This is a genomic window from Pseudarthrobacter sp. S9 (assembly GCF_050156545.1).
Lineage (GTDB): Bacteria > Actinomycetota > Actinomycetes > Actinomycetales > Micrococcaceae > Arthrobacter.
The window spans coordinates 245,639-265,915 of the sequence record NZ_CP189577.1 but is presented as its reverse complement, the minus strand read 5'-3'; the positions used below and the strand labels follow the sequence as shown (position 1 = coordinate 265,915).

Annotated in this window: 15 protein-coding genes and 2 pseudogenes; 11 read left to right on the top strand and 6 right to left on the bottom strand. The window is 62.6% G+C overall.

What is annotated here, in order from left to right; all coding sequences use genetic code 11:
- Window positions 1-273 precede the first annotated feature (273 nt).
- The 3 genes from ACQCSY_RS23280 to ACQCSY_RS23270 all read right to left on the bottom strand — a co-directional run bounded on the left by ACQCSY_RS23280 (window position 274) and on the right by ACQCSY_RS23270 (window position 4,114).
- Window positions 274-1,848 (bottom strand): APC family permease, encoded by a 1,575-nt coding sequence (locus ACQCSY_RS23280; protein ID WP_427136141.1) that lies wholly within the window; start codon window positions 1,846-1,848, stop codon window positions 274-276.
- A gap of 562 nt (window positions 1,849-2,410) precedes the next feature.
- The gene (locus tag ACQCSY_RS23275) at window positions 2,411-3,133 is read right to left on the bottom strand and encodes a cache domain-containing protein (protein ID WP_211883159.1); all 723 of its coding nucleotides are present in this window, start codon (window positions 3,131-3,133) and stop codon (window positions 2,411-2,413) included.
- Window positions 3,134-3,313: 180 nt separating this feature from the next.
- Complete coding sequence (locus ACQCSY_RS23270; RefSeq protein WP_427136139.1) at window positions 3,314-4,114, bottom strand: FadR/GntR family transcriptional regulator; 801 nt, start codon at window positions 4,112-4,114, stop codon at window positions 3,314-3,316.
- 420 nt (window positions 4,115-4,534) lie between these two features.
- On the opposite strand from ACQCSY_RS23270, the gene hxlB reads away from it, so the two are divergent.
- The 8 genes from hxlB to ACQCSY_RS23230 all read left to right on the top strand — a co-directional run bounded on the left by hxlB (window position 4,535) and on the right by ACQCSY_RS23230 (window position 13,170).
- Window positions 4,535-5,134: a 6-phospho-3-hexuloisomerase gene (hxlB, locus tag ACQCSY_RS23265; protein ID WP_427136138.1), complete on the top strand. Its 600-nt coding sequence runs from the start codon at window positions 4,535-4,537 to the stop codon at window positions 5,132-5,134.
- Window positions 5,135-5,210: 76 nt separating this feature from the next.
- Window positions 5,211-5,834 carry a 3-hexulose-6-phosphate synthase gene (gene hxlA / locus ACQCSY_RS23260; RefSeq protein WP_427136087.1) on the top strand — a complete coding sequence of 208 codons (624 nt, stop codon included), beginning with the start codon at window positions 5,211-5,213 and terminating at the stop codon, window positions 5,832-5,834.
- 290 nt (window positions 5,835-6,124) lie between these two features.
- The gene (locus ACQCSY_RS23255) at window positions 6,125-6,277 is read left to right on the top strand and encodes a hypothetical protein (RefSeq protein ID WP_427136136.1); all 153 of its coding nucleotides are present in this window, start codon (window positions 6,125-6,127) and stop codon (window positions 6,275-6,277) included.
- Window positions 6,278-6,323: 46 nt separating this feature from the next.
- Window positions 6,324-7,892 (top strand): glucose-6-phosphate dehydrogenase, encoded by a 1,569-nt coding sequence (gene zwf / locus ACQCSY_RS23250; protein ID WP_427136134.1) that lies wholly within the window; start codon window positions 6,324-6,326, stop codon window positions 7,890-7,892.
- A complete protein-coding gene (locus ACQCSY_RS23245) occupies window positions 7,889-8,881 on the top strand; it encodes a glucose-6-phosphate dehydrogenase assembly protein OpcA (protein WP_427136132.1) in 993 nt (330 codons plus the stop codon). The genes zwf and ACQCSY_RS23245 overlap by 4 nt, the downstream gene beginning before the upstream one ends.
- 103 nt (window positions 8,882-8,984) lie before the next feature.
- Window positions 8,985-10,091, top strand: coding sequence for an S-(hydroxymethyl)mycothiol dehydrogenase (locus ACQCSY_RS23240; RefSeq protein ID WP_427136130.1), 1,107 nt, complete (start codon window positions 8,985-8,987; stop codon window positions 10,089-10,091).
- Complete coding sequence (locus ACQCSY_RS23235; protein ID WP_427136128.1) at window positions 10,088-10,708, top strand: MBL fold metallo-hydrolase; 621 nt, start codon at window positions 10,088-10,090, stop codon at window positions 10,706-10,708. The genes ACQCSY_RS23240 and ACQCSY_RS23235 overlap by 4 nt, the downstream gene beginning before the upstream one ends.
- 110 nt (window positions 10,709-10,818) lie before the next feature.
- Window positions 10,819-13,170, top strand: coding sequence for an FdhF/YdeP family oxidoreductase (locus ACQCSY_RS23230; RefSeq protein WP_427136126.1), 2,352 nt, complete (start codon window positions 10,819-10,821; stop codon window positions 13,168-13,170).
- 84 nt (window positions 13,171-13,254) lie between these two features.
- Here the strand turns inward: ACQCSY_RS23230 and ACQCSY_RS23225 are convergent.
- From ACQCSY_RS23225 to ACQCSY_RS23215, 3 genes and pseudogenes are all read right to left on the bottom strand, one after another.
- A pseudogene (locus tag ACQCSY_RS23225) lies at window positions 13,255-13,375 on the bottom strand (ATP-binding protein); the annotation flags it as partial.
- Window positions 13,376-13,670: 295 nt separating this feature from the next.
- Window positions 13,671-14,414, bottom strand: coding sequence for an IclR family transcriptional regulator (locus tag ACQCSY_RS23220; protein WP_427136124.1), 744 nt, complete (start codon window positions 14,412-14,414; stop codon window positions 13,671-13,673).
- On the bottom strand, window positions 14,411-15,883 hold the full coding sequence (locus ACQCSY_RS23215) for an APC family permease (protein WP_427136122.1): 1,473 nt from the start codon (window positions 15,881-15,883) through the stop codon (window positions 14,411-14,413). Before ACQCSY_RS23215 ends, ACQCSY_RS23220 begins: the two co-directional genes overlap by 4 nt.
- A 454-nt stretch (window positions 15,884-16,337) precedes the next feature.
- Here ACQCSY_RS23215 and ACQCSY_RS23210 point away from each other — a divergent pair.
- The 3 genes and pseudogenes from ACQCSY_RS23210 to ACQCSY_RS23200 all read left to right on the top strand — a co-directional run.
- Window positions 16,338-16,583 (top strand): annotated as a pseudogene (locus tag ACQCSY_RS23210) (aldehyde dehydrogenase family protein); the annotation flags it as partial.
- 18 nt (window positions 16,584-16,601) lie between these two features.
- Complete coding sequence (locus ACQCSY_RS23205; RefSeq protein WP_427136120.1) at window positions 16,602-18,551, top strand: primary-amine oxidase; 1,950 nt, start codon at window positions 16,602-16,604, stop codon at window positions 18,549-18,551.
- Window positions 18,548-20,203 (top strand): APC family permease, encoded by a 1,656-nt coding sequence (locus tag ACQCSY_RS23200; protein WP_427136118.1) that lies wholly within the window; start codon window positions 18,548-18,550, stop codon window positions 20,201-20,203. The genes ACQCSY_RS23205 and ACQCSY_RS23200 overlap by 4 nt, the downstream gene beginning before the upstream one ends.
- Window positions 20,204-20,277: the final 74 nt, after the last annotated feature.

The window sequence follows — 20,277 nt, the reverse complement described above, 5'->3', positions numbered from 1 at the left end:
GACATGCTGAAAAATCCGCCGTCATGCTAGAAAGATGGATGTCTCGACAAACTCTGCGAGCCTGAACGCCAGGCGTGGCCCGTGCCGTCTTTGACGCATCGGCCACCTGGCTAGTTCAGAGGTCACGGACACAACCGGTAACGCGATCCTCCGGCACAAAACGCCCAGGAAAAGATTGCCTACGGTGGAACAAGCGCGGGCCTCAGAATGCCGGCCACAGAGACGGGAAGGCAGACCGTTCCTTGACCGGTCTGCCTTCCCGTCTTTGAGAGATTAGACCAGTGCGGGTGCAAGCTGATCGTCAGCGTCAGCGGAGTCCGGCACGGCTGCCGCATGTTCTTCCAGCACACCCGTGCGGTGCCTGATACGCAGCCTGTACAGCAGGAGACCGACCACAACGACGAATCCGACGAAGATGACCCCGCCCCACTGGAAATACCACTCGAACGGTGGCTCGGAGTTGTAGATCTCCGGCCGAGGCCAGATCAGGTTGACGGTCATTGCGGCTCCCCAGACCACGGCAATGAGATTGACGATAAAGCCCCGCTTCTTACCCAGGCTGAAGCCTGACTCTGCCCCATCGTCAGCCAGCGGCCACTTTTTCAGGAACCTGTTACGGAGCATGGGAGCGGTGACCAGCAGGTAGGCCAGGTAGATCAGCACGATTCCAATGCTGGAAAGAATCGTAAAGATGGCGGGCTGGCCGATATTGATCAGCAGCGGGATGATTGCGAGAACGCCGGTGGTGATGGCCGCCGTCGTGGGGGTCTTCCGAACCGGGTGGACTTTTGCAAGCTGGCTGCTGAATGGCAGGTTATTGTCCCGCGCCATCGCGAACATCATGCGGATGGCCGCAGCATGGACGGCGAGTGCGCAGACAGTGATTGCCACCACGACGCAGAGCAGGAAGGCCTTGCCGAAGGGTCCTCCGAGGACCGACAGGACGATGTACTGCAGGCCTCCGTCTGCTTCCCCGAGCTTGGGGTCAGACAGGTCCGGAGCAGCGAGGAGGGCAGCGAGGAGCACTGCTCCGCCCAGGATGAAGGATGCCGTTACGGCCCTGATGATTGCCCTTGGCGCGGTCTTCTTCGGGTTCTTGGTTTCTTCTCCGAGGGAACCGGCGGTGTCGAAACCGTACATGGCGTAGCCGGAGGCCATGGCTGCGATAAGGAAGACGCCGAAGTATCCGAGGGGTTGGCCTTGACCCAGACCCTGGGTGTCGAAAACGACCTCGGGCCCGCGTACTGCGTGCCATGCCAGAGCGAGGACCAGGAATACAGCCGCGAAGAGTTCCACAAATACGCCGATGCTGTTGATGGCGGTCGTCAGTTTGACGCCAAACGCATTCACGAGGGTGGTGAAGGTGATCAGGATCGTTGCAAGCAGGACGCCGTTGACCGCGAAGTCGTAGGGGCCGGTTCCGTCACCGACCATCTGGAAGCCCTGCCAGATCTGCGGCATCGTAATCTGAAGAGACAGTGCGACAGCGCCGATTGTGACGATCGACGCGATCAGCATCAGCCAGCCTGCCATCCAGGACGTCGTTTTCGAGGCAAGCTGCTTGGACCAGTTGTATACGGCGCCCGCGACCGGATACCGGCCCGCGAGCTCGGCAAAGACGAGCGCGACCATCAGCTGGCCGACGAATACTCCGACCCAGGTCCACCAATAGGCCGGTCCTGCGGTGCCGTAGCCGAAGTAGAAAAGCTGAAAAACACTAGTGAGGATGGAAATGTAGCTGACGCCAGCCGCGAAGCTGGCGAATTTACCGATACTCCCGGTCGAGAGCGACTGCTTGTAGCCAAAGTCGCTGAGACCGCTCGTATCGTGGTGCTTGAGTTGAGACATGGGGGAGTCCTTAGTCGAATCTGAATGATTGCGCCGTTGGGGTCGTTGAGGAGGATGCCGGTGGGGGCCGAATTCGGGGGTGTCGTATCCGGGGGAAGTGCTTCTTCGTCCGGTCTGCGATCTTTGCAGGACTTCGGACCGTTCCGGCAGCGTCTCCTGTGAAACAGATCACTCTAAAGATTACAGACTTAACCTCCATTTCAACAGCTTTTATTCATGTTAATTTTGCTGCTTCGTTGCCCGCCTTCCAGGAGAGCCGTTCTCGGCCAACCTCGTCAGTCCCCTGTAGATGTTGAGGCTGGTACCGCCGGTCATCCACGTCCAGGCCCACGAACTCCTCCGCTGAACGCACGCCGCCACCCTGGCCAGCTGGCAGGAAGCCGGGTGTTCACCCGGCGGACACGCCCGGCCTTGACCGCCAGGGCTCGCAAAAGAGACAGACATGAACCGCCCGGGCGCCGAGGTGCTTACCAGCACACCGCCCAGGCTCCCGGCGACCCCCCGGACCCTGACCTACCAGATCACCACGGCGTGAACTTTAACAGCGGTCCACTGTCCTACTTCAGGAGGTCTGAGGCTGGGTGGTATAGATCAATGAGAGCCCCAGGTGGGGAACATCCAGAGCCAGTCGGTGCAGGTCTGGAGATCCGGATTTGATCCGCTCGCCAACCAAGTACATCCCGGAGTTGCCAAGAATGACGCGGTTGCTGGCGTTGATGAGGGCGGCATCGCCTGGGATAACGCGCAGGTTTGGCATGAGGAGGGGTTCGAGGTCCTTGATCCGAATGTCGCATCCCGCCACCCCCGCAAAGTTTCCATGGACGGAAAACGGTGCCGCGAACGTAAGGATGTATTCCTCGAAGCCGAGATAATCTATATACGGGCCCCAAAGGGTCTGCTCACCTGTGGAAGCGGCGGTCGAGAAGAACGGTAGCTTCTCATAGTCGTAGTATCGATTGCTGCCTGGAGTCAGGTCAAAGTCAAGCCTTCCGATGGCCCCGGATTCCTTGCGGGACCACCATTCCAAAGCCCGGCCGCCCTTCTCAACGGATTCCGCGGCGAGGAAGGTCCCGGCGCCGACAGCAAAGGTGTTCTTGGTCAGGAACTCCCGTGAGAGTTCGTCCAATCCGACCAGTGCAGCCTTGTTGACCTTGGACTTGCCGGCGAGGTTTCGTTCAAGCAGGGTGGCAACGTTTCTGGAGAGTTCCTTGATCTCGGTGGAGACACCGCTGGTCCACGAAGTGAGCGCATTGGCAGCATGTACGACTTCATTGTCGGGGTTCATTGGGCCATCCTGAGTTGATTCGGCGTAAGCCAAGGTGAGTTTCGTGATCAGGTGGAAGATGTTTCGCCTGACATGCTCAAGGACCCGTTTCCGGGCCTTCTCGGCTTGGTCCTGGGCCAGGCCCGGACCAGTTCCAAGTGTCAGCGGTTGCCACTTCGGGGTCAAATGCTACGGCGGGGGTCATTGGCCATCCTGAATTGATTGGGCGTAACCGAGAGTGAGCTTTGTATCAATCAGGTGGAAGATGTTTCGCCTGATGTGTTCAAGGACCAGTTTCTGGGCCTTTTCGGGTTGGTCCTGGGCCACGGCCCGGACCAGTTCCAGGTGTTCAGCGGTTGCCGTTTCGGGGTCAAATGCTACGGCGAGGGGGGTCCATAGCTGTTGAACTGTTTCCTCCTGAAGCCGGATTTCGGCATTGGCAAGCCTCGGTGATTGCGCGGATACTGCCAACTCGATGTGGAATCGGCTGTCAGCAGATGCACGCACTTCGGGGGTCGTGGCCAGAACCAATGCCCGGGCAAGTTCCTGAAGACGGTCGACGTCGTGTGCTTCCGCTCGCTCACATGCCAGACGGACGGTCGCGGCGGCTATGGCGGCATGTTCGTCGCCGATGTCGCGTATTTCCGAAATAGACGTGGAGAGAAACCACTCCCGTATGGTGTCGGTCTGGGTCCGAGGCTGATTGACGACGAAGGTCCCCCCGCTCCGGCCTCTGCGGGTCTCGACGACTCCCTGGTCGCGCAGTTCGGCCAAAGCTTCGCGAAGGGTTGCGCCGCCGACCCCAAACATGTCCGAGAGTGCCGCTTCGGGGGGCAGCCGTTCACCCACTTTGAGCAGCCCGAGGGCGATGGCCTTGGTAATTCTGTCGACAATCGCATCGGCCCTCTCGATTTCCGGCAAGGCTCGATATATCTGCGACTGGAATGAGGTCGGCGTGGCCAAAAGTCTGCGCTCCGAAAATGGGCTACGGGTGGGGGTCATCTAAGCAGTCCGGGCAGTACTGAAGGATTTTGATCCTTCAGTAGAGTCTATGCAATAAATCCTTCAACACTCCGGCTTTCCGGCCGGACTGGCCGCCGTCCCCCGGACGGTGACGAAATGGATGAAGCCATCCCCGCCCTTGCGAACCAGCCTCTCTCGTAATCGAACCACTGATCATGCATGTCCTGTCCTTGGACCAGGTGTCGGCCGCTTTCTCGACGGCCAAAGATTCTGCCACGAGCGGCCAGGCCCTCCGGACAGTCCACCGGGGACGGAAAACATCAGGCCATCCTAAAGTGTAGTGAGAACCGTCAGAAAACAGTGTTACCCCTGCCCGTCTGCTTCGGGATTATGGATATCAACCAGAAAGCCTCACCCGGCCCGCTACAGGCCGGGTGACCGAATCGAAGGGGATAAATCGTGACTCCGACAGCTAATGCAACGCTCACCGGGTACAGCAGCACAGAGGACATTGTCCGTAATCTGGCCCTTGTCAGGGACGAGATCGCGGATACGGCGGCCAAGATCGACGGGCAGCAGGTGGCCGACCTGGCCCGTCATCTCACCCAGCCGGGCCGGGTGTTTGTTGCCGGCGCGGGCCGGAGCGGGCTGGTGTTGCGGATGGCGGCCATGAGGCTGATGCACCTGGGCCTGAATGTCCACATCGCCGGTGACACCACCACTCCCGCAATCGCTTCCGGGGACCTGCTCCTGGTGGCCTCCGGATCGGGGACGACCTCGGGGGTGGTCAAGTCAGCGGAAACGGCCGCGAAGGCCGGGGCGCGGATCGCCGCGTTCACCACCAACCCGGATTCCCCGCTCGCCGGGCTCGCCGACGCCCTGGTGACCATTCCCGCCGCGCAGAAGACCGACCACGGCTCCAGCGTCTCGCGCCAGTACTCCGGGTCCCTGTTCGAACAGGTGCTTTTCCTCGCCACCGAGGCCCTCTTCCAGTCCCTGTGGGACAACACCGATGTGCCCGCCGAAGAGCTCTGGCTCCGGCACGCCAACCTCGAATAACCGGGGCCCCTCTTTTTCCACACCCACCGCAGTTACCTGCAGAGAACCGCAGTTCCTTACAGAAAGTAGAAACATCATGAAGCTCCAAGTTGCTATGGACGTTCTGACCACCGAAGCCGCCCTCGAACTGGCCGGCCAGGTCGCCGAATACGTCGACATCATCGAACTCGGCACCCCGCTGATCAAGGCCGAAGGGCTCTCCGCCGTCACCGCCGTCAAGAACGCCCACCCGGACAAGATCGTCTTCGCCGACATGAAGACCATGGACGCCGGCGAACTCGAAGCCGACATCGCCTTCAAGGCCGGCGCCGACCTGGTCACCGTGCTCGGCACCGCGGACGACTCCACCATCGCCGGCGCCGTCAAGGCAGCCAAGGCCCACAACAAGGGCATCGTCGTGGACCTCATCGGTGTCGCAGACAAGGTCACCCGCGCCAAGGAAGCCCGCGCCCTGGGTGCGAAGTTCGTCGAGATGCACGCCGGCCTGGACGAACAGGCCAAGCCCGGCTTCGACCTGACCGGACTCCTGAGCGCCGGAGCAGAAGCACGCGTCCCGTTCTCCGTCGCCGGCGGCGTGAAGCTCGCCACCATCGAAGCTGTCCAGAAGGCCGGCGCCGACGTCGCCGTCGTCGGCGGCGGCATCTACAGCGCAGCCGACCCCGCCCTGGCCGCCAAGCAACTCCGCAACGCCATCAACTAACCCTCCGGCCGCCCCAATGACCGCGGCGGCCCGCACCTGACAACGGTGCGGGCCGCCGCATCCACGCCCAACGATCAGCGGCCCCATTTCGAACCAGTACTGCCCGCGGAGAAACATCACCGCGGGCAGTACAGGTTCGGTACTGAATTCGACCTAAGAACACAAAGCCCCACGGATGAGGGGTTGGCACATGCGAAACCTAACCCATGGGAAGGAATCTGTTCATCATGCATAGTCAGGCCACACACAATTTGGAAGTAGTCGTTACCGAGCCAAGTCGTCTTTATGCGTTGCTCGATGATGCAGAGGCCACGCTCCGGCAGGTAGCAACGCCCCATTGCTATTCCGGCATTCTGGTCACCCGCCATAATCCCAGCCGGTACACCCTCGCCCTCAGCGACACCGTTCCCTACGGGGAGACCCGCGAGCAGATCCTCTCATAACCGCCGGTCCCCGGCCGCACTACCCTGTCGAAAGTTAGAAGCCACCATGTCACTCACCTACGTTGATTCAAGTGCGAGGCCCCGGCACAAGTCCGGGGGTAATCCGTTGCGGGATCCGCGGGATCGTCGGCTGAACCGTATTGCCGGGCCGTCGTCGTTGGTGCTTTTTGGGGTGACGGGGGATCTTGCCCGCAAGAAGCTCATGCCTGCGGTGTACGACCTGGCGAACCGGGGGCTGCTGCCGCCGAGCTTCGCCCTGGTCGGCTTTGGCCGGCGGGAATGGGACAACGAGGACTTCGCCGCCGAGGTCAAGGAAGCCGTCAAGGCCTACGCCCGGACCCCGTTCGATGACATGGTGTGGAAGCAGCTGTCCCAGGGCATCCGGTTCGTCCAGGGCGAGTTCGACGACGACGCCGCGTTCGAGCGGCTCCGCGACACGATCAAGGAACTGGACGAAAACCGGGGAACGCGGGGAAACCACGCGTTCTACCTGTCCATCCCGCCGAAGGCCTTCGAACTGGTCTGCCGGCAGCTCTCCAAGCACGGACTGGCCCAGGCCGAGGGGGACAAGTGGCGCCGCGTGGTGATCGAGAAGCCCTTCGGGCACGACCTCGCATCGGCCCGGCAGCTCAACGACATCGTCGAGTCGGTCTTCCCGCCGGACGCGGTGTTCAGGATCGACCACTACCTGGGCAAGGAGACGGTGCAGAACATCCTGGCGCTGCGCTTCGCCAACCAGCTCTTCGAGCCGCTCTGGAACGCCAACTCCGTGGACCACGTCCAGATCACCATGGCCGAGGACATCGGCACCGGCGGCCGGGCCGGGTACTACGACGGCGTCGGCGCGGCCCGCGACGTGATCCAGAACCACCTGCTGCAGCTGCTCGCCCTGACAGCCATGGAGGAGCCGATCTCGTTCAACGCCGATGACCTGCGCGCCGAGAAGGAAAAGGTCCTCGCCGCGGTCCGGCTCCCGGCGGACCTGTCCGCGCACTCGGCCCGGGGCCAGTTCACCGGCGGCTGGCAGGGCGGCGAAAAAGTCGTGGGGTACCTGGCGGAGGACGGCATCCCGGCCGACTCCAGGACCGAGACGTTCGCCGCGATCCGGGTGGACATCAACACCCGCCGCTGGTCCGGGGTGCCGTTCTACCTGCGCGCCGGCAAACGCCTCGGCCGCCGGGTCACGGAGATCGCCGTCGTGTTCAAGCGCGCCCCCAACCTGCTCTTCACCGACCACGGCGAGGACGACTTCGGCCAGAACGCCGTCGTGATCCGGGTCCAGCCCGACGAGGGCGCCACCATCCGGTTCGGGTCCAAGGTCCCGGGCACCCAGATGGAGGTCCGTGACGTGACCATGGACTTCGGCTACGGCCACTCCTTCACCGAATCCAGCCCCGAGGCCTACGAACGGCTCATCCTGGACGTGCTGCTCGGCGAACCGCCGCTGTTCCCCCGGCACGCGGAAGTGGAACTGTCCTGGAAGATCCTGGACCCGTTCGAGGACTACTGGGCGTCCCTGCCCGGACAGCCCGAACCCTACGCCCCCGGCAGCTGGGGCCCCGCCTCCGCCGACGAGCTGCTGGCCCGTGACGGACGAACCTGGAGAAGGCCATGATCGTAGACCTGCCCGACACCACCACCTCGAAGATCTCCAAGAAGATCATGGCCCTGCGCGAGGCGGGCGGCGTGATCGCCCTGGGCCGGGTCCTGACCCTCGTGGTCGTCACCAAATCCGGACTGGAAGAGGAGGCCATCGACGCCGCCAACGAGGCCAGCCGGGAACACCCCTGCCGGATCATCGTGCTCGCCGACGCCGGCGCCGACGCACCCACCCGCCTGGACGCCCAGATCCGGGTGGGCGGGGACGCCGGCGCCTCCGAGGTGATCCTGCTCCGCGGCTACGGTGAACTCGCCCAGGAAAGCGAATCCCTCGTCGCGGCCCTGCTGCTGCCCGACGCCCCGATCGTGGCGTGGTGGCCGCACGGCGCCCCGAACAACGCCTGCCAGACCTCCATCGGGAAAATTGCGCACCGCCGGATCACGGACTCGGCCAACGAGGCCGACCCCCAGGCGGCCCTGGACAGAATCCGGAACACCTACAAGGCCGGCGACACCGACCTCGCCTGGACCCGGCTGACCAACTGGCGGATCCAGCTCGCCGCGGTCCTGGACCAGGCCGACGGCTCACCCGTCACCGCCGTCGCCGTCGAAGGCGCCTCCGATTCCCCCAGCACCATCCTGCTCGCGGCCTGGCTCACCCTGGCCCTGGACGCCCCCGTCACTATCGTCGCGGACCCCGCCGGCACCGGGATCCGGCGTGTGCGGCTGACCCGGACCTCCGGCGACATCCAGCTGTACCGGCCCGGCCCCACCATCGCCGAACTCACCCAACCCGGCCAGCCCGCCCAACGCATCTCCCTGCCGCGCCGCACCCTCAAAGACTGCCTCGCCGAAGAACTCCGCCGCCTCGACCCCGACGAAGTCTTCGGCGAAACCGTCCGTAGTCTTGATACCTCCAAAATGCACCAGGAAACCGACATGACGTTCACGTGCAACGGGGAACCATGGCGTAACCGGGATCTTCAGTCACTGATCGCCGTTTAGGGGACCGCGCAACCGAGGACCAGGAACCCCAACGCGTTAGTTAGATTGGCACCTGGTGCCGATACACCGGATCCGGCCGGATCCAGGAAGGAACACAAGAATAATGGTCCACAAAGTACAGGCAGTCATCGCCAGGGAGAAGAATGCCCCGGTTTCGTTGGAGACAATCCTGGTCCCGGATCCGGGGCCGGGGGAGGCCCTGGTGGACATTCTCACGTGCGGGGTCTGCCACACGGACCTGCACTACAAGCAGGGCGGCATCGGCGACGACTTCCCCTACCTGCTGGGACATGAGGCCACGGGTGTGGTCAGCGCGGTGGGTTCCGATGTCACGCAGATTCGGCCGGGCGACCGGGTCATCCTCAACTGGCGGGCCGTCTGCGGTGAGTGCAGAGCCTGTGCCAAGGGCCAGCCGCAGTACTGCTTTAACACGCACAACGCGACGCAGAAGATGACGCTCGAGGACGGTACGGAACTCTCTCCCGCGCTGGGCATTGGCGCCTTCGCGGAGAAGACCCTGGTTGCCGCCGGGCAGTGCACCAAAATTGATGACGACGCCGATCCCGCCGCCGTCGGGCTGCTCGGCTGCGGTGTGATGGCAGGCATCGGTGCCGCCATCAACACGGGTGAGGTCAAGCGCGGCGAATCCGTGGCCGTGATCGGCTGCGGCGGCGTGGGTATCGCCGCGATCGCCGGCGCAAAGCTCGCGGGCGCCACCACCATCATTGCGGTGGACATCGATGCCAACAAGGTGGAGATGGCCAAGTCCCTTGGGGCCACCCACGGCGTGGATTCCGGCAAGGAAGACCCCATCGAGGCAATCCGGGCCCTCACGGGAGGCAACGGCGCGGACGTGGTGATTGACGCCGTCGGCCGTCCCGAAACCTACAAGCAGGCGTTCTACGCCCGCGACCTCGCCGGCAGGGTGGTGCTGGTGGGCGTCCCGACGCCGGCCATGACGCTTGAGTTGCCCCTGCTGGACGTCTTTGGGCGGGGCGGATCGCTGAAGTCGTCCTGGTACGGGGACTGCCTGCCCTCCCGTGATTTCCCCATGCTCGTGGCGCATTACAAGCAGGGCAACCTGGATCTGGACGCCTTCGTCACCGAGCGGATCACCATTGACCAGGTGGAGGAAGCCTTCGCCAAAATGCACGACGGCAAGGTCCTGCGCTCGGTCGTTGAAATACAGTCTCTGAAGGAGCTCTCATGACAGTCACCATCGAAAACCTTGTCACCTCGGGCACTTTTTCGCTCGACGGCGGCACCTGGGACGTGGACAACAACGTCTGGATCGTGGGCAACGACCATGACTGCGTCATCATCGATTCGCCGCATGATGCGGCAGCGATCATCAACCAGGTGCGCGGCCGGAAGGTCCTGGCCATCCTGCTGACCCACGCTCACAATGACCACATCGGCGCGGCGCGGGAGGTCGCGGACGCTGTCGGCGCCCCGATCGTCCTGAACCCGGAGGACCTGGTCCTCTGGAAGCAGGTTTACCCGGATACGGAACCGGACCGGTACCACGGGGACGGTGACGTGTTCGAGGTGGGCGGCACCGCGCTGTTGGCCATCCACACCCCGGGCCATTCCCCGGGCTCCACCTGCTTTTACCTCGAAAGTGAGGGAACGGTCTTCACCGGCGACACGCTCTTTAACGGTGGACCGGGAGCGACGGGACGATCCTACAGCGATTACCCCACCATCCTGACTTCCATCGGAGAACGGCTGCTCACCCTCCCGCCGGAGACCGTGGTCCGCACGGGCCACGGCGATAACACCACCATTGGTGCGGAACGGGAAACGCTGGCTAAGGTTTCCCAGTAGAGCAGGGTTCCCCCATCAGCAGGATCCCGACGAGGCGCGCCAGGACAGCTGGCGCGCCTCGTTGGGCGTTTTGAACAAGAACGGTGTGAGCCGGTAAGGAAGTTGGAACAATGAAGTTCGGCAAGCAGCCCGCCCCCGTCGCAGACATCAACGAGGACAACCTCGCAGTCCGCAAGCCCAAAACAGAAGCTGCCGGAGTCAAGGCCGTCATGGTGGCCCTCGAACGCGCCGTGGCCCAGGCCGGCGTGACCCGCACGGCGCAGTCACTGCTGCGGCTGAACCAGCAGGGCGGATTCGACTGCCCCGGCTGCGCCTGGCCGGAATCGGCCACGAAGCGCAAGGCGGCCGAGTTCTGCGAGAACGGCGCCAAGGCCGTGGCCGAGGAAAACACCCTCCGGACGGTGGGGTCGGAGTTCTGGGCCAAGCACTCAATTGCCGAGCTGGCGGAGAAGACAGAGTACTGGCTGGGCAACCAGGGCAGGCTCAGCGAACCGGTGGTCATCAGGGAGGGGGAGACGCACTATTCGCCGATTTCCTGGGCAGACGCCTTTGAGCTGATCGGCGAACACATCCGCGCCTCCACCCCGGACCGGTGCGTCTTCTACACCTCGGGGCGTACCGCGAACGAGACGGCGTTTATGTACCAGCTGTTCGCCCGGGCCCTGGGCACCAACAACCTGCCGGACTGCTCGAACATGTGCCATGAGTCCTCGGGCTCGGCACTGAATCCGACCATCGGCATCGGCAAGGGGACCGTGTCCCTGGAGGATATCCACGACGCGAAACTCATCTTCGTCGTGGGGCAGAACCCCGGCACCAACCATCCCCGGATGCTCTCAGCTCTGAAGGAGTGCAAGGACAAGGGCGGCAAGGTGGTGGCGGTCAATCCGCTGCCGGAGGCCGGGCTGTTCAACTTCAAGGATCCGCAGACCGTCTCGGGTGTGGTGGGCGGGGGCACTCCGCTGGCTGACGAGTACCTGCAGATCAAGGTCGGCGGCGACCTGGCGCTGTTCCAGGCACTGGGCCACCTGCTCCTGGCGGAGGAGGAACGGAACCCGGGCACCGTCGTCGACCGTTCCTTTATCGACGCGCAAACCGACGGGTTCGAAGCCTACCGCGAAGCCCGCCGCGGGCTGGACTGGGCGGAGACCGAGAAGGCCACCGGCCTGTCCCGGGAACAGATCGAAACCGTGGCCGGGATGCTGATCCGGTCCAAGGCCACCATTTTCTGCTGGGCCCTGGGCGTCACGCAGCAGCCGCACTCGGTGGACACCATCAAGGAAATGGTCAACGTCCTGCTCCTGCAAGGCAACTTCGGCAAGCCCGGCGCCGGCGCCTGCCCGGTCCGCGGGCACTCCAACGTCCAGGGCGACAGGACCATGGGCATCTGGGAGAAGCCCAAGGAATGGCTCCTCGAGGCACTGGACACAGAGTTCGGGATCCAGTCCCCGCGGCATCACGGCCATGACGCGGTGGAGTCCACGGAAGCGTTTGAGCGCGACGAGGTGGATGTTTTTGTGTCCATGGGCGGCAACTTCTCACTCGCCTGCTCGGACACCGAAACCCTGGAGGCGGGCATGCAGCGGATCGGCCTGACCGTGCACATCTCCACCAAGCCGAACCGGTCCCACGTGGTGCACGGCCGCACCTCGCTGATCCTGCCCACGCTGGGCCGGACGGACAAGGACGACAAGCACCCCAACGGGGCCCAGTTCCTGTCCGTGGAGGACTCCATGTCCGTGGTCCACTCGACCCAGGGCAGGCTGCAGCCGGTCTCCGATCACCTGCTCGCCGAGCCGGTCATCGTGGCCAGGATGGCCGAGGCAACCTTGGGGCCGGACCACGCCGTGGACTGGAAAGCCATGGCCGAGGACTACGACGTGGTCCGTGACCACATCTCCCGAGTCCTGCCCGGTTTCGAGGACTTCAATACCCGGGTCCGGACCAAGAACGGCTTCGTGCTGCCCAATCCGCCCCGGGACACCCGCTCCTTTAAAACGGACATCGGCCGCGGCCGTTTCACGGTCAGCCCGTTGGAATACATGACCCCTCCCGACGGGCATTTAGTACTCCAGACCATCCGCAGCCACGACCAGTACAACACCACGTTCTACGGCCTGGACGACCGCTACCGGGGAATCTCGGGCGGCCGCCGCGTGATCCTGGTACACCCCGAAGACCTGGCAGAACTCGGATTCAAGGACCGGGACCTCGTGGACGTCGTGAGCACCTTCCGGGGCCAGGACCGGCAGGCGGACAAGTTCCGGCTGGTCGCCTACCCGACCGCGAAGGGGTGCGCCGCGGCCTACTTCCCCGAGGCCAACGCCCTGGTCCACAAGGAAAACGTGGCCCGGGAATCCAACACCCCCGGGTTCAAAGCCATGTTCGTCCGCTTCGAGCCGCACGCCGGCGGGACTGCATCTTCCGCGGCCGGCGCTCTCGAACCGGCCACTGTCGTCTAGGAACAGCAGAACGGCCCCGCATCCAAAGAAGACGGGGCCGTTCTTGTGATGTCGGCCGGCCGGTCGCGCAGGCGTTCCATTCCCGGCTGCCATGTTGTCGCCGTACACGGTTCCCCAGCGTACTGATTTCGAGGTTGGTGGTGATGATCAGGCTGCGTTTCTCACGGCCGTCGGTGATGACTTGGAACATGAGCCTGGCGCCTTCTGCATTTCGAAGGAGCCGGCTATTCCCGTATCTAAGTGCGGGCTCACCGCACCATCCAGCAGGCGACAGGGAGGCGTTGCTCAGCGGTGGGCTTCGTGGAGGACGATCACGGGCAGGCGGGATCGTTCATCGAGTTCCCCGCGAGTAGGGACGCTGTTTGGGAGGGCTGGTACCCCGGTGTGGAGTGCCGGCTTCACCGGTGATCGCCCCGGTGTGGCGTTGGGCTGCGCCATTGGATACTGGCGATCAATTCACGCTGTCCGGAGTGCCCTTTCGGCTCCGTTCCGATGTTCAATCAGAACAGGAAAGGTGCTAGTCGTGCCGTCAGTTCACGGGCCGCTTCCGCATGTTCGCAGATAGTGGTGAACCGTTCTGAGGGGCCGGAGAGGCAGAGGGCTGCGCCGACGGACCCGTCCGGGAGTCTTACTGGAAGTGCCAGGCTGGCGGATCCTTGTGCTAATTCGTTGATTTCCGAGGCCTCGCCTTTGAACCGTATTTCCGCGAGTTGCTCTTCCAGTTGCCCCCGGTCTGTGATCGTGTGCTGCGTCAGCTTCATCAATGGCCCTCCCGGGGGAGGGGAGGCTGATTCGCCGAGTTCAGCGAGCATCAGTTTCCCTGCGGCGGAGGCGTGTGGATACCGGAGCATTTCGAATGCTGGTTGGAGCGGGTAGTCCGGATCTTCATCGGCGATTCTGAGGGAAGCGTTCCGGAACATGATGAGGTGCACCGCGAAACGGTTTCCGTTCCGGAACTCTTTTATCAGGGTGCGGGCTGCGGTGGGAACGGTGGGCGGGGTCGCGGCCGTAATCAGGCCTGAAATCGCGTGTCCGAGTGCGAATCCGCGGAGGTCGGAGGTGCGGGCCAGGTATTCGTCCCCGACGAGCGCATTCAGCACCCGGTAGGCGGTCGCCGGGGGCATCTGCAGAGCGTCGGTGATCTCTTTCGCGGTTGTCCCGGTGCCGAACCGTGCCACGATCTCCAGGATCCTGAGCGGGTTTGACGTTGTGCTGGGGCCGGAGTGTGTGGGTCTGTAGGTCATGGGGTGGGCTTGCCGTGAAACAGGTCTATTTCCCGAGTCTCGTCGTAGATGCCCACGGACGCCAGACGCTCAGGTAACCGGAGGCGAAGGAACAAGGCGTAAAGGACGCTGGCGAGGAGGACACCGCCGTAGACGAAGGTCTGCAGGTTGCCTGCGTGAATCGATACCGTTGCAGCCTGCCAGAGCACGGCCCCGAGGGCCAGGAAGGTTGCTGTTCCCAGTATCCAGCTCGCGTAAGTGTCCTCCCCTATCCGGCGCAGGAAGAAGGGCATGGACGCGCTTGCGAGGATATAGGCACCAAGGTATCCGTAGGCGCCCAGTGTGAAGAGGTTCACGAGGCCCTGCTCGGGACTGGCACCGGAGATGATGACCGCGATGGGAATGATGGCAACTACCGGCATTACGACCATGATTGCCATCGAGGGGGTTCGAAAGGCGGGATGGGTCCGGCCGACTATTCGCGGTGCAACGCCTTCTCTGCCCATACAGAAAAATATCCGGGCGAGGGCGTTCACGGAGGCGATCGCGCACGCAAACCACGATGCTGCGATTCCCAGGTCAAGGACTGCGGCGAACGCAGGGGAAGTCTGTGAGAAAAGGGCTGACAACGGAGTTGAGCTGGCTGTGATGTTTAACGGTGCCCCGTTGAGGGCTATGTCCTCGGCGGTCGCGGCAAGAAGAAAGAGCAGGCCGGTCACGATCGGGGTCCATGTGATGGCCCGCGGGACGCTGACAAAGGGCCTGTATGCCTCCCCGCCCAGGGTGGTCGGGCTTTCGAAGCCGACAAAGGCACTTACGGCCACGACGATTCCGATCGATAGCGAATCAAAATTTCCGTTCCAGACAAACACGCTCGCGACACTCACCTTCGGCGCGTTGAAGGCGAAGTAGACGATCATGAGGACGGCGAGGACTCCAATCGAAATGGATTCGACCGAAAACGTCACCAGGGCGGATATCTGGATGCCGCGCACCATGAGCACGCAGGCGGCGGAAGCGGCGGCAAGAATGACCAGGATCGCAAGCAGCCGGGGATCCGGTGTCGGGACTCCGAGGTTGATCAGCAGCTGAACGACATAGGTGCCAACAGCTAACAGACTGGCCATGGCAATGAGGCCGTAACCGAACATGGCCGACCAGCCGACGGTAATTGCCGTCCGTTGGCCAAGTCCCTTGGCCGTGTAGCTGTAGAGGCCGCTGACGGCAGCCATGCGCTTTGCCATCGGTCTCAGACAGAAGGAAACCAGGACCATGACCGCCATGGCCGCGCCGAATGTCAGTACAAGGTTCGGTCCGGTTGATCCAAAGACAAGAGCCGGAAAGACAAGAGCCGGAATGACGGCCATCGCACCCGCAGGCGCGACAGCGGCCACTGCCTGCGCGAAGACCGGCAAGAAGGAAAGCTTCCGGCGGCTCAGGCCCTCCACTGGAGAGCGGGGAGTGATGAAGCGATCACCGCGGGCAGACATTGGGAACCAACTTTCCCTCCGACGGGCAGGCTCACCTTGCTTATGAGGGACGCAAGTCGTCATCGACCGGAGGTGCAAAACATAGCATTCTCGGCCCCTGTAATGACAGTCGCGAACGTGTTTCCGAATGTTTCCAACATGTTAACTGCAATGGGAAAATATGGCACCAAATTTCTCATGTTAATCTCCAGGAAAGACTCGCCTAAATGAATTCCCTGGCGTAGTTTTGCTACGTGAAGGGAAAGTCCGTGACCCACATCACGCCGGCAGGACTCGGAGCAGAGCACAGCCGGTACTCGATAAATTCGAGGATGTCAGGTTTGCATACGATGCCTTCCAGAGCCCCGACCGGGGGCTTTTGAGGTGATCTTAAGCGCCGTCTCATGTGCACCAAAAATAAACATTTCTGACAAAGATAAACAGTTCTGATAATCCAAGGACCTTTCGTGTCTATTGGTCCCGCAATGGCAATACCGCCTACCGGACCGGGCACGAGATCCAGACCGGGCGTGTGTGGGTCAACGACTACCATGCCTACCCCGCGGGGGCGGCGTGTGGCGGCTACAAGTCCTCAGGCATCGGACGTGAGAACCACTCCATGATGCTGGACCACTACCAGCAGACCAAGGACACGCTCGGCTTCTTCAATGCCGGTTCCTGGAACATGTCGCCTGTCAGCCATTGGGATCCCTCGTCCTGAACAACCAAGGAGAAAACCATGACTCTCAACACTGAAATCCACACCGAGGTAGGGGTATCACACCCTCTCGACCCGCTGTCCCGCGCCGAGATTTCCCGTGCGGCTTCGATCCTGAAGGGTGGCCAGGCTGCGGCGGAGTCGTTCCGCTTTATCAGTATTGAGCTGCGCGAGCCGGAGAAGGAACTGCTGCGGAGCGGCGCTCAGACGGTGCGCGAGGCTGATGCGGTCCTGGTCAACCGTGCCGAGGGACGTTCCTACGAAGCGATTGTCGACCTTGATTCGGGCATCGTCTCGAAGTGGACGCAGCTGGCTGCGAACATCCATCCTCCGTTCATGCTGGACGAGTTCGCCGAGGGTGAAGAGAGCTGCCGGAAGAACCCCGAGGTCCAGGCCGCCCTGGCCAAGCGCGGGATCACCGACATGTCCCTGGTCTGCTTCGAACCGTGGTCCGTGGGCTACTTCGGTGAAGACAACGAGGGCCGGCGCCTGATGCGCGCCCTGGTCTTCGTCCGCGAGGAGGCCGATGACAGCCCGTACGCGCACCCGATCGAGAACTTCATCGTCATCGTGGACCTGAACTCCGGGGACGTCGTCAAGGTCGAGGACGACCAGGCGATCCCGGTCCCCAGCGCCAGCGGCAACTACCTGCCCAAGTACGTCGGGCCGGCCCGCGCCGACCTCAAGCCGATCTCCATCACCCAGCCCGAAGGCGCGTCCTTCACGGTCACCGGAAACCACGTCCAGTGGGCCGACTGGTCCTTCCGTGTCGGCTTCACCCCCCGCGAAGGCCTGGTCCTGCACCAGCTGAAGTTCCGCAACAAGGGCGTCGAACGTCCCGTGATCAACCGGGCCTCACTGTCGGAAATGGTCGTCCCCTACGGCGATACCGCCCCCGTCCAGGCGAAAAAGAACGCCTTCGACTCCGGCGAATACAACATCGGCAACATGGCCAACTCCCTGACCCTGGGCTGTGACTGCCTGGGCGAGATCAAGTACTTCGACGGCATCACCGCGGACAGCCACGGCAACCCGCTGACCATCGAGAACGCCATCTGCATGCACGAGGAAGACGACTCCATCCTCTGGAAGCACTTCGACTTCCGCGAGGGCACCACCGAAACCCGGCGCAGCCGCAAGCTCGTGATCTCCTTCATCGCCACCGTCGCGAACTACGAGTACGCCTTCTACTGGCACCTCTTCCTCGACGGCAGCATCGAGTTCCTGGTCAAGGCCACCGGCATCCTCTCCACCGCCGGCCAGAAGCCCGGCGAGAAGAGCCCCTACGGCCAGACCCTGAACAACGACGGACTCTACGCACCGATCCACCAGCACATGTTCAACGTCCGCATGGACTTCGAAATCGACGGACCGAACAACGCCGTCTACGAAGTGGACATGAAAATCCCCGAAGACAACCCCACCCACACCGCCTTCATGGCAGTGGACCGGCTCCTGGAAACCGAACAGGCCGCCATCCGGAAAACAGACTCCTCCAAGCACCGCTTCTGGAAGATCGCCAACCGCGACAGCAAGAACCTGGTCAACGAACCGGTCGCCTACCGCCTCATCCCCACCGACGGCATCCAGCTCGCCGCCGGCGACGAGTCCTACGTCAGCAAACGAGCCCAGTTCGCCCGCAACAACCTCTGGGTCACCGCCTACGACCGGACCGAACGCTTCGCAGCCGGCGAATTCCCCAACCAGGCCACCGGCGCCGACGACGGCCTGCACATCTGGACCCAAAAGGACCGGAACATCGTCGACCAGGACCTCGTCGTCTGGTACACCTTCGGCATGCACCACGTCGTCCGCCTCGAAGACTGGCCCGTCATGCCCCGCCAGAACATCGGCTTCATGCTCGAACCCCACGGCTTCTTCGACCAAAACCCGACCCTGAACCTCCCCGGCAACGAAAACCGAACCGAAACAACCGACACCGGAACATGCTGCACCGGACACGAATCATGAGCCGGCAAAGCACCGGCGCGAAGGCTCCCTCCACGCAGGGCTCCCAACCGGGCAAGCTGAAAGCCAACAGCCTGGGGCTGTGGGATGTTGTTTTCATGGCTGTGGCGACGTCCGCACCGATTACGGTCATGAGCGGAAACGTCCCCATTTCGGTCGGCTACGGTGTCGGAACCGGAACCCCGGCGACATACATCTGGGCGACGGTTATCTTGTCGGTCTTTGCGGTCGCATATGTCACGATGGCCCGCTATGTGACATCAACGGCCGCATTCTACGGATTCATTTCCCGTGGATTGGGGCGCGTGTTTGGCCTGGGGACCGGTTACATGGTCACCTTCAGCTACATCGTCTTTGAAGCCAGCATCATCGGCATTTTCTCCTACTTCGGTCAGCTGGCTTTCAAGGACCAACTCGGGCTGGATATCAATTGGGTCGTTTTCGCCGTGGGCGGCCTCGTCCTGATCGGGATGCTGACCTACTTTGAGATCAGCATGGCAGCGAAAATCCTGACGTTGCTGCTGGCCACCGAGATCGGGATTCTGGCCGTCATGGCCTTCGGCGTGCTCTTCAACGGCGGAGGCCCCGACGGGCTGATGCCTGAGACGCTGAACCCGGTAAATGTCTTCCTGCCAAACGGCCTGCAGGTCGCCGCGCCGGGACTTGCCATGTTCATCGCGTTCTGGTCCTGGACCGGATTCGAATCGACAGTCATGTATGGGGAGGAATCCAAGAACCCGAAGAAGATCATCCCTATCGCCACGATGATCGCGGTCACCGGCGTCGGTGTCTTCTACACGTTTGTCTCCTGGATGTCCGTCGCCGGGAACGGTGGCGCACAAGCCATTGCTTTGGCGCAAAGCGACAATCCCCTGGACATGTTCTTTCACCCCACGGACGTCTTTGTCGGCCACGGGTGGGTTCTGGTCATGGAATGGCTGATGATGACCGGATCCTTCGCTTGCGCCATGGCTTTCCACAACGCCGCAGCACGGTACATGTATTCGCTGGGAAGGGAAGGAGTCCTGCCCGCCGCATTGGGCAAGACCCATAAGAAGCACGGATCCCCGCACATCGCCTCGTTCGTCCAGACAGGCATCGCAATCCTGTGGATCCTTGGGTTCTTCTTCCTGAACCAGGACCCGTACACGGATCTGTTTACCATTCTGGCTGTCCTCGGGACCTTCTCGCTCCTGATTGTGCAGACCATCACCATGGCCGCCGTATTCAACTACTTCCGCCACAACCACCCGGAAGAAAAAATGTGGCGCACCAAAGTCGCTCCGATACTCGGTGGAGTGGGAATGTTGTGTGTTGTCATCATGATGATCACGAACCTGGACACGGCTGCCGGGCCTGCAGCGTCGTCTCTGCTGTTCAAACTCATCCCCTACATCACCGCCGGGCTCTTCATCGTGGGGGCAGGCCAGGCACTTTACCTGCGCAAGACCAATCCGATCAAGTATGAAAGCATCGGCCACGTCGTTCTCGCTGACGACGCTCACGGCCTGCTCCTGGATGAACAAGACGTGACGCATCTTAGCCCGGTCGAGCTCAGTGTCGCCAAGGCGCTGGAGGAGACGCACGGCAAGCTGACTCTACGCGATGAACTGGAGCTCGAACGCGAACTGGAGCGGGAGGAGGATCTGCGCTAGAGGTGCGGTCCCCGGTGCGGTCTGCAGCCGCATCGGGGACCAGACCCGTACCTAACCCGCCCCAGTAGTGAGAG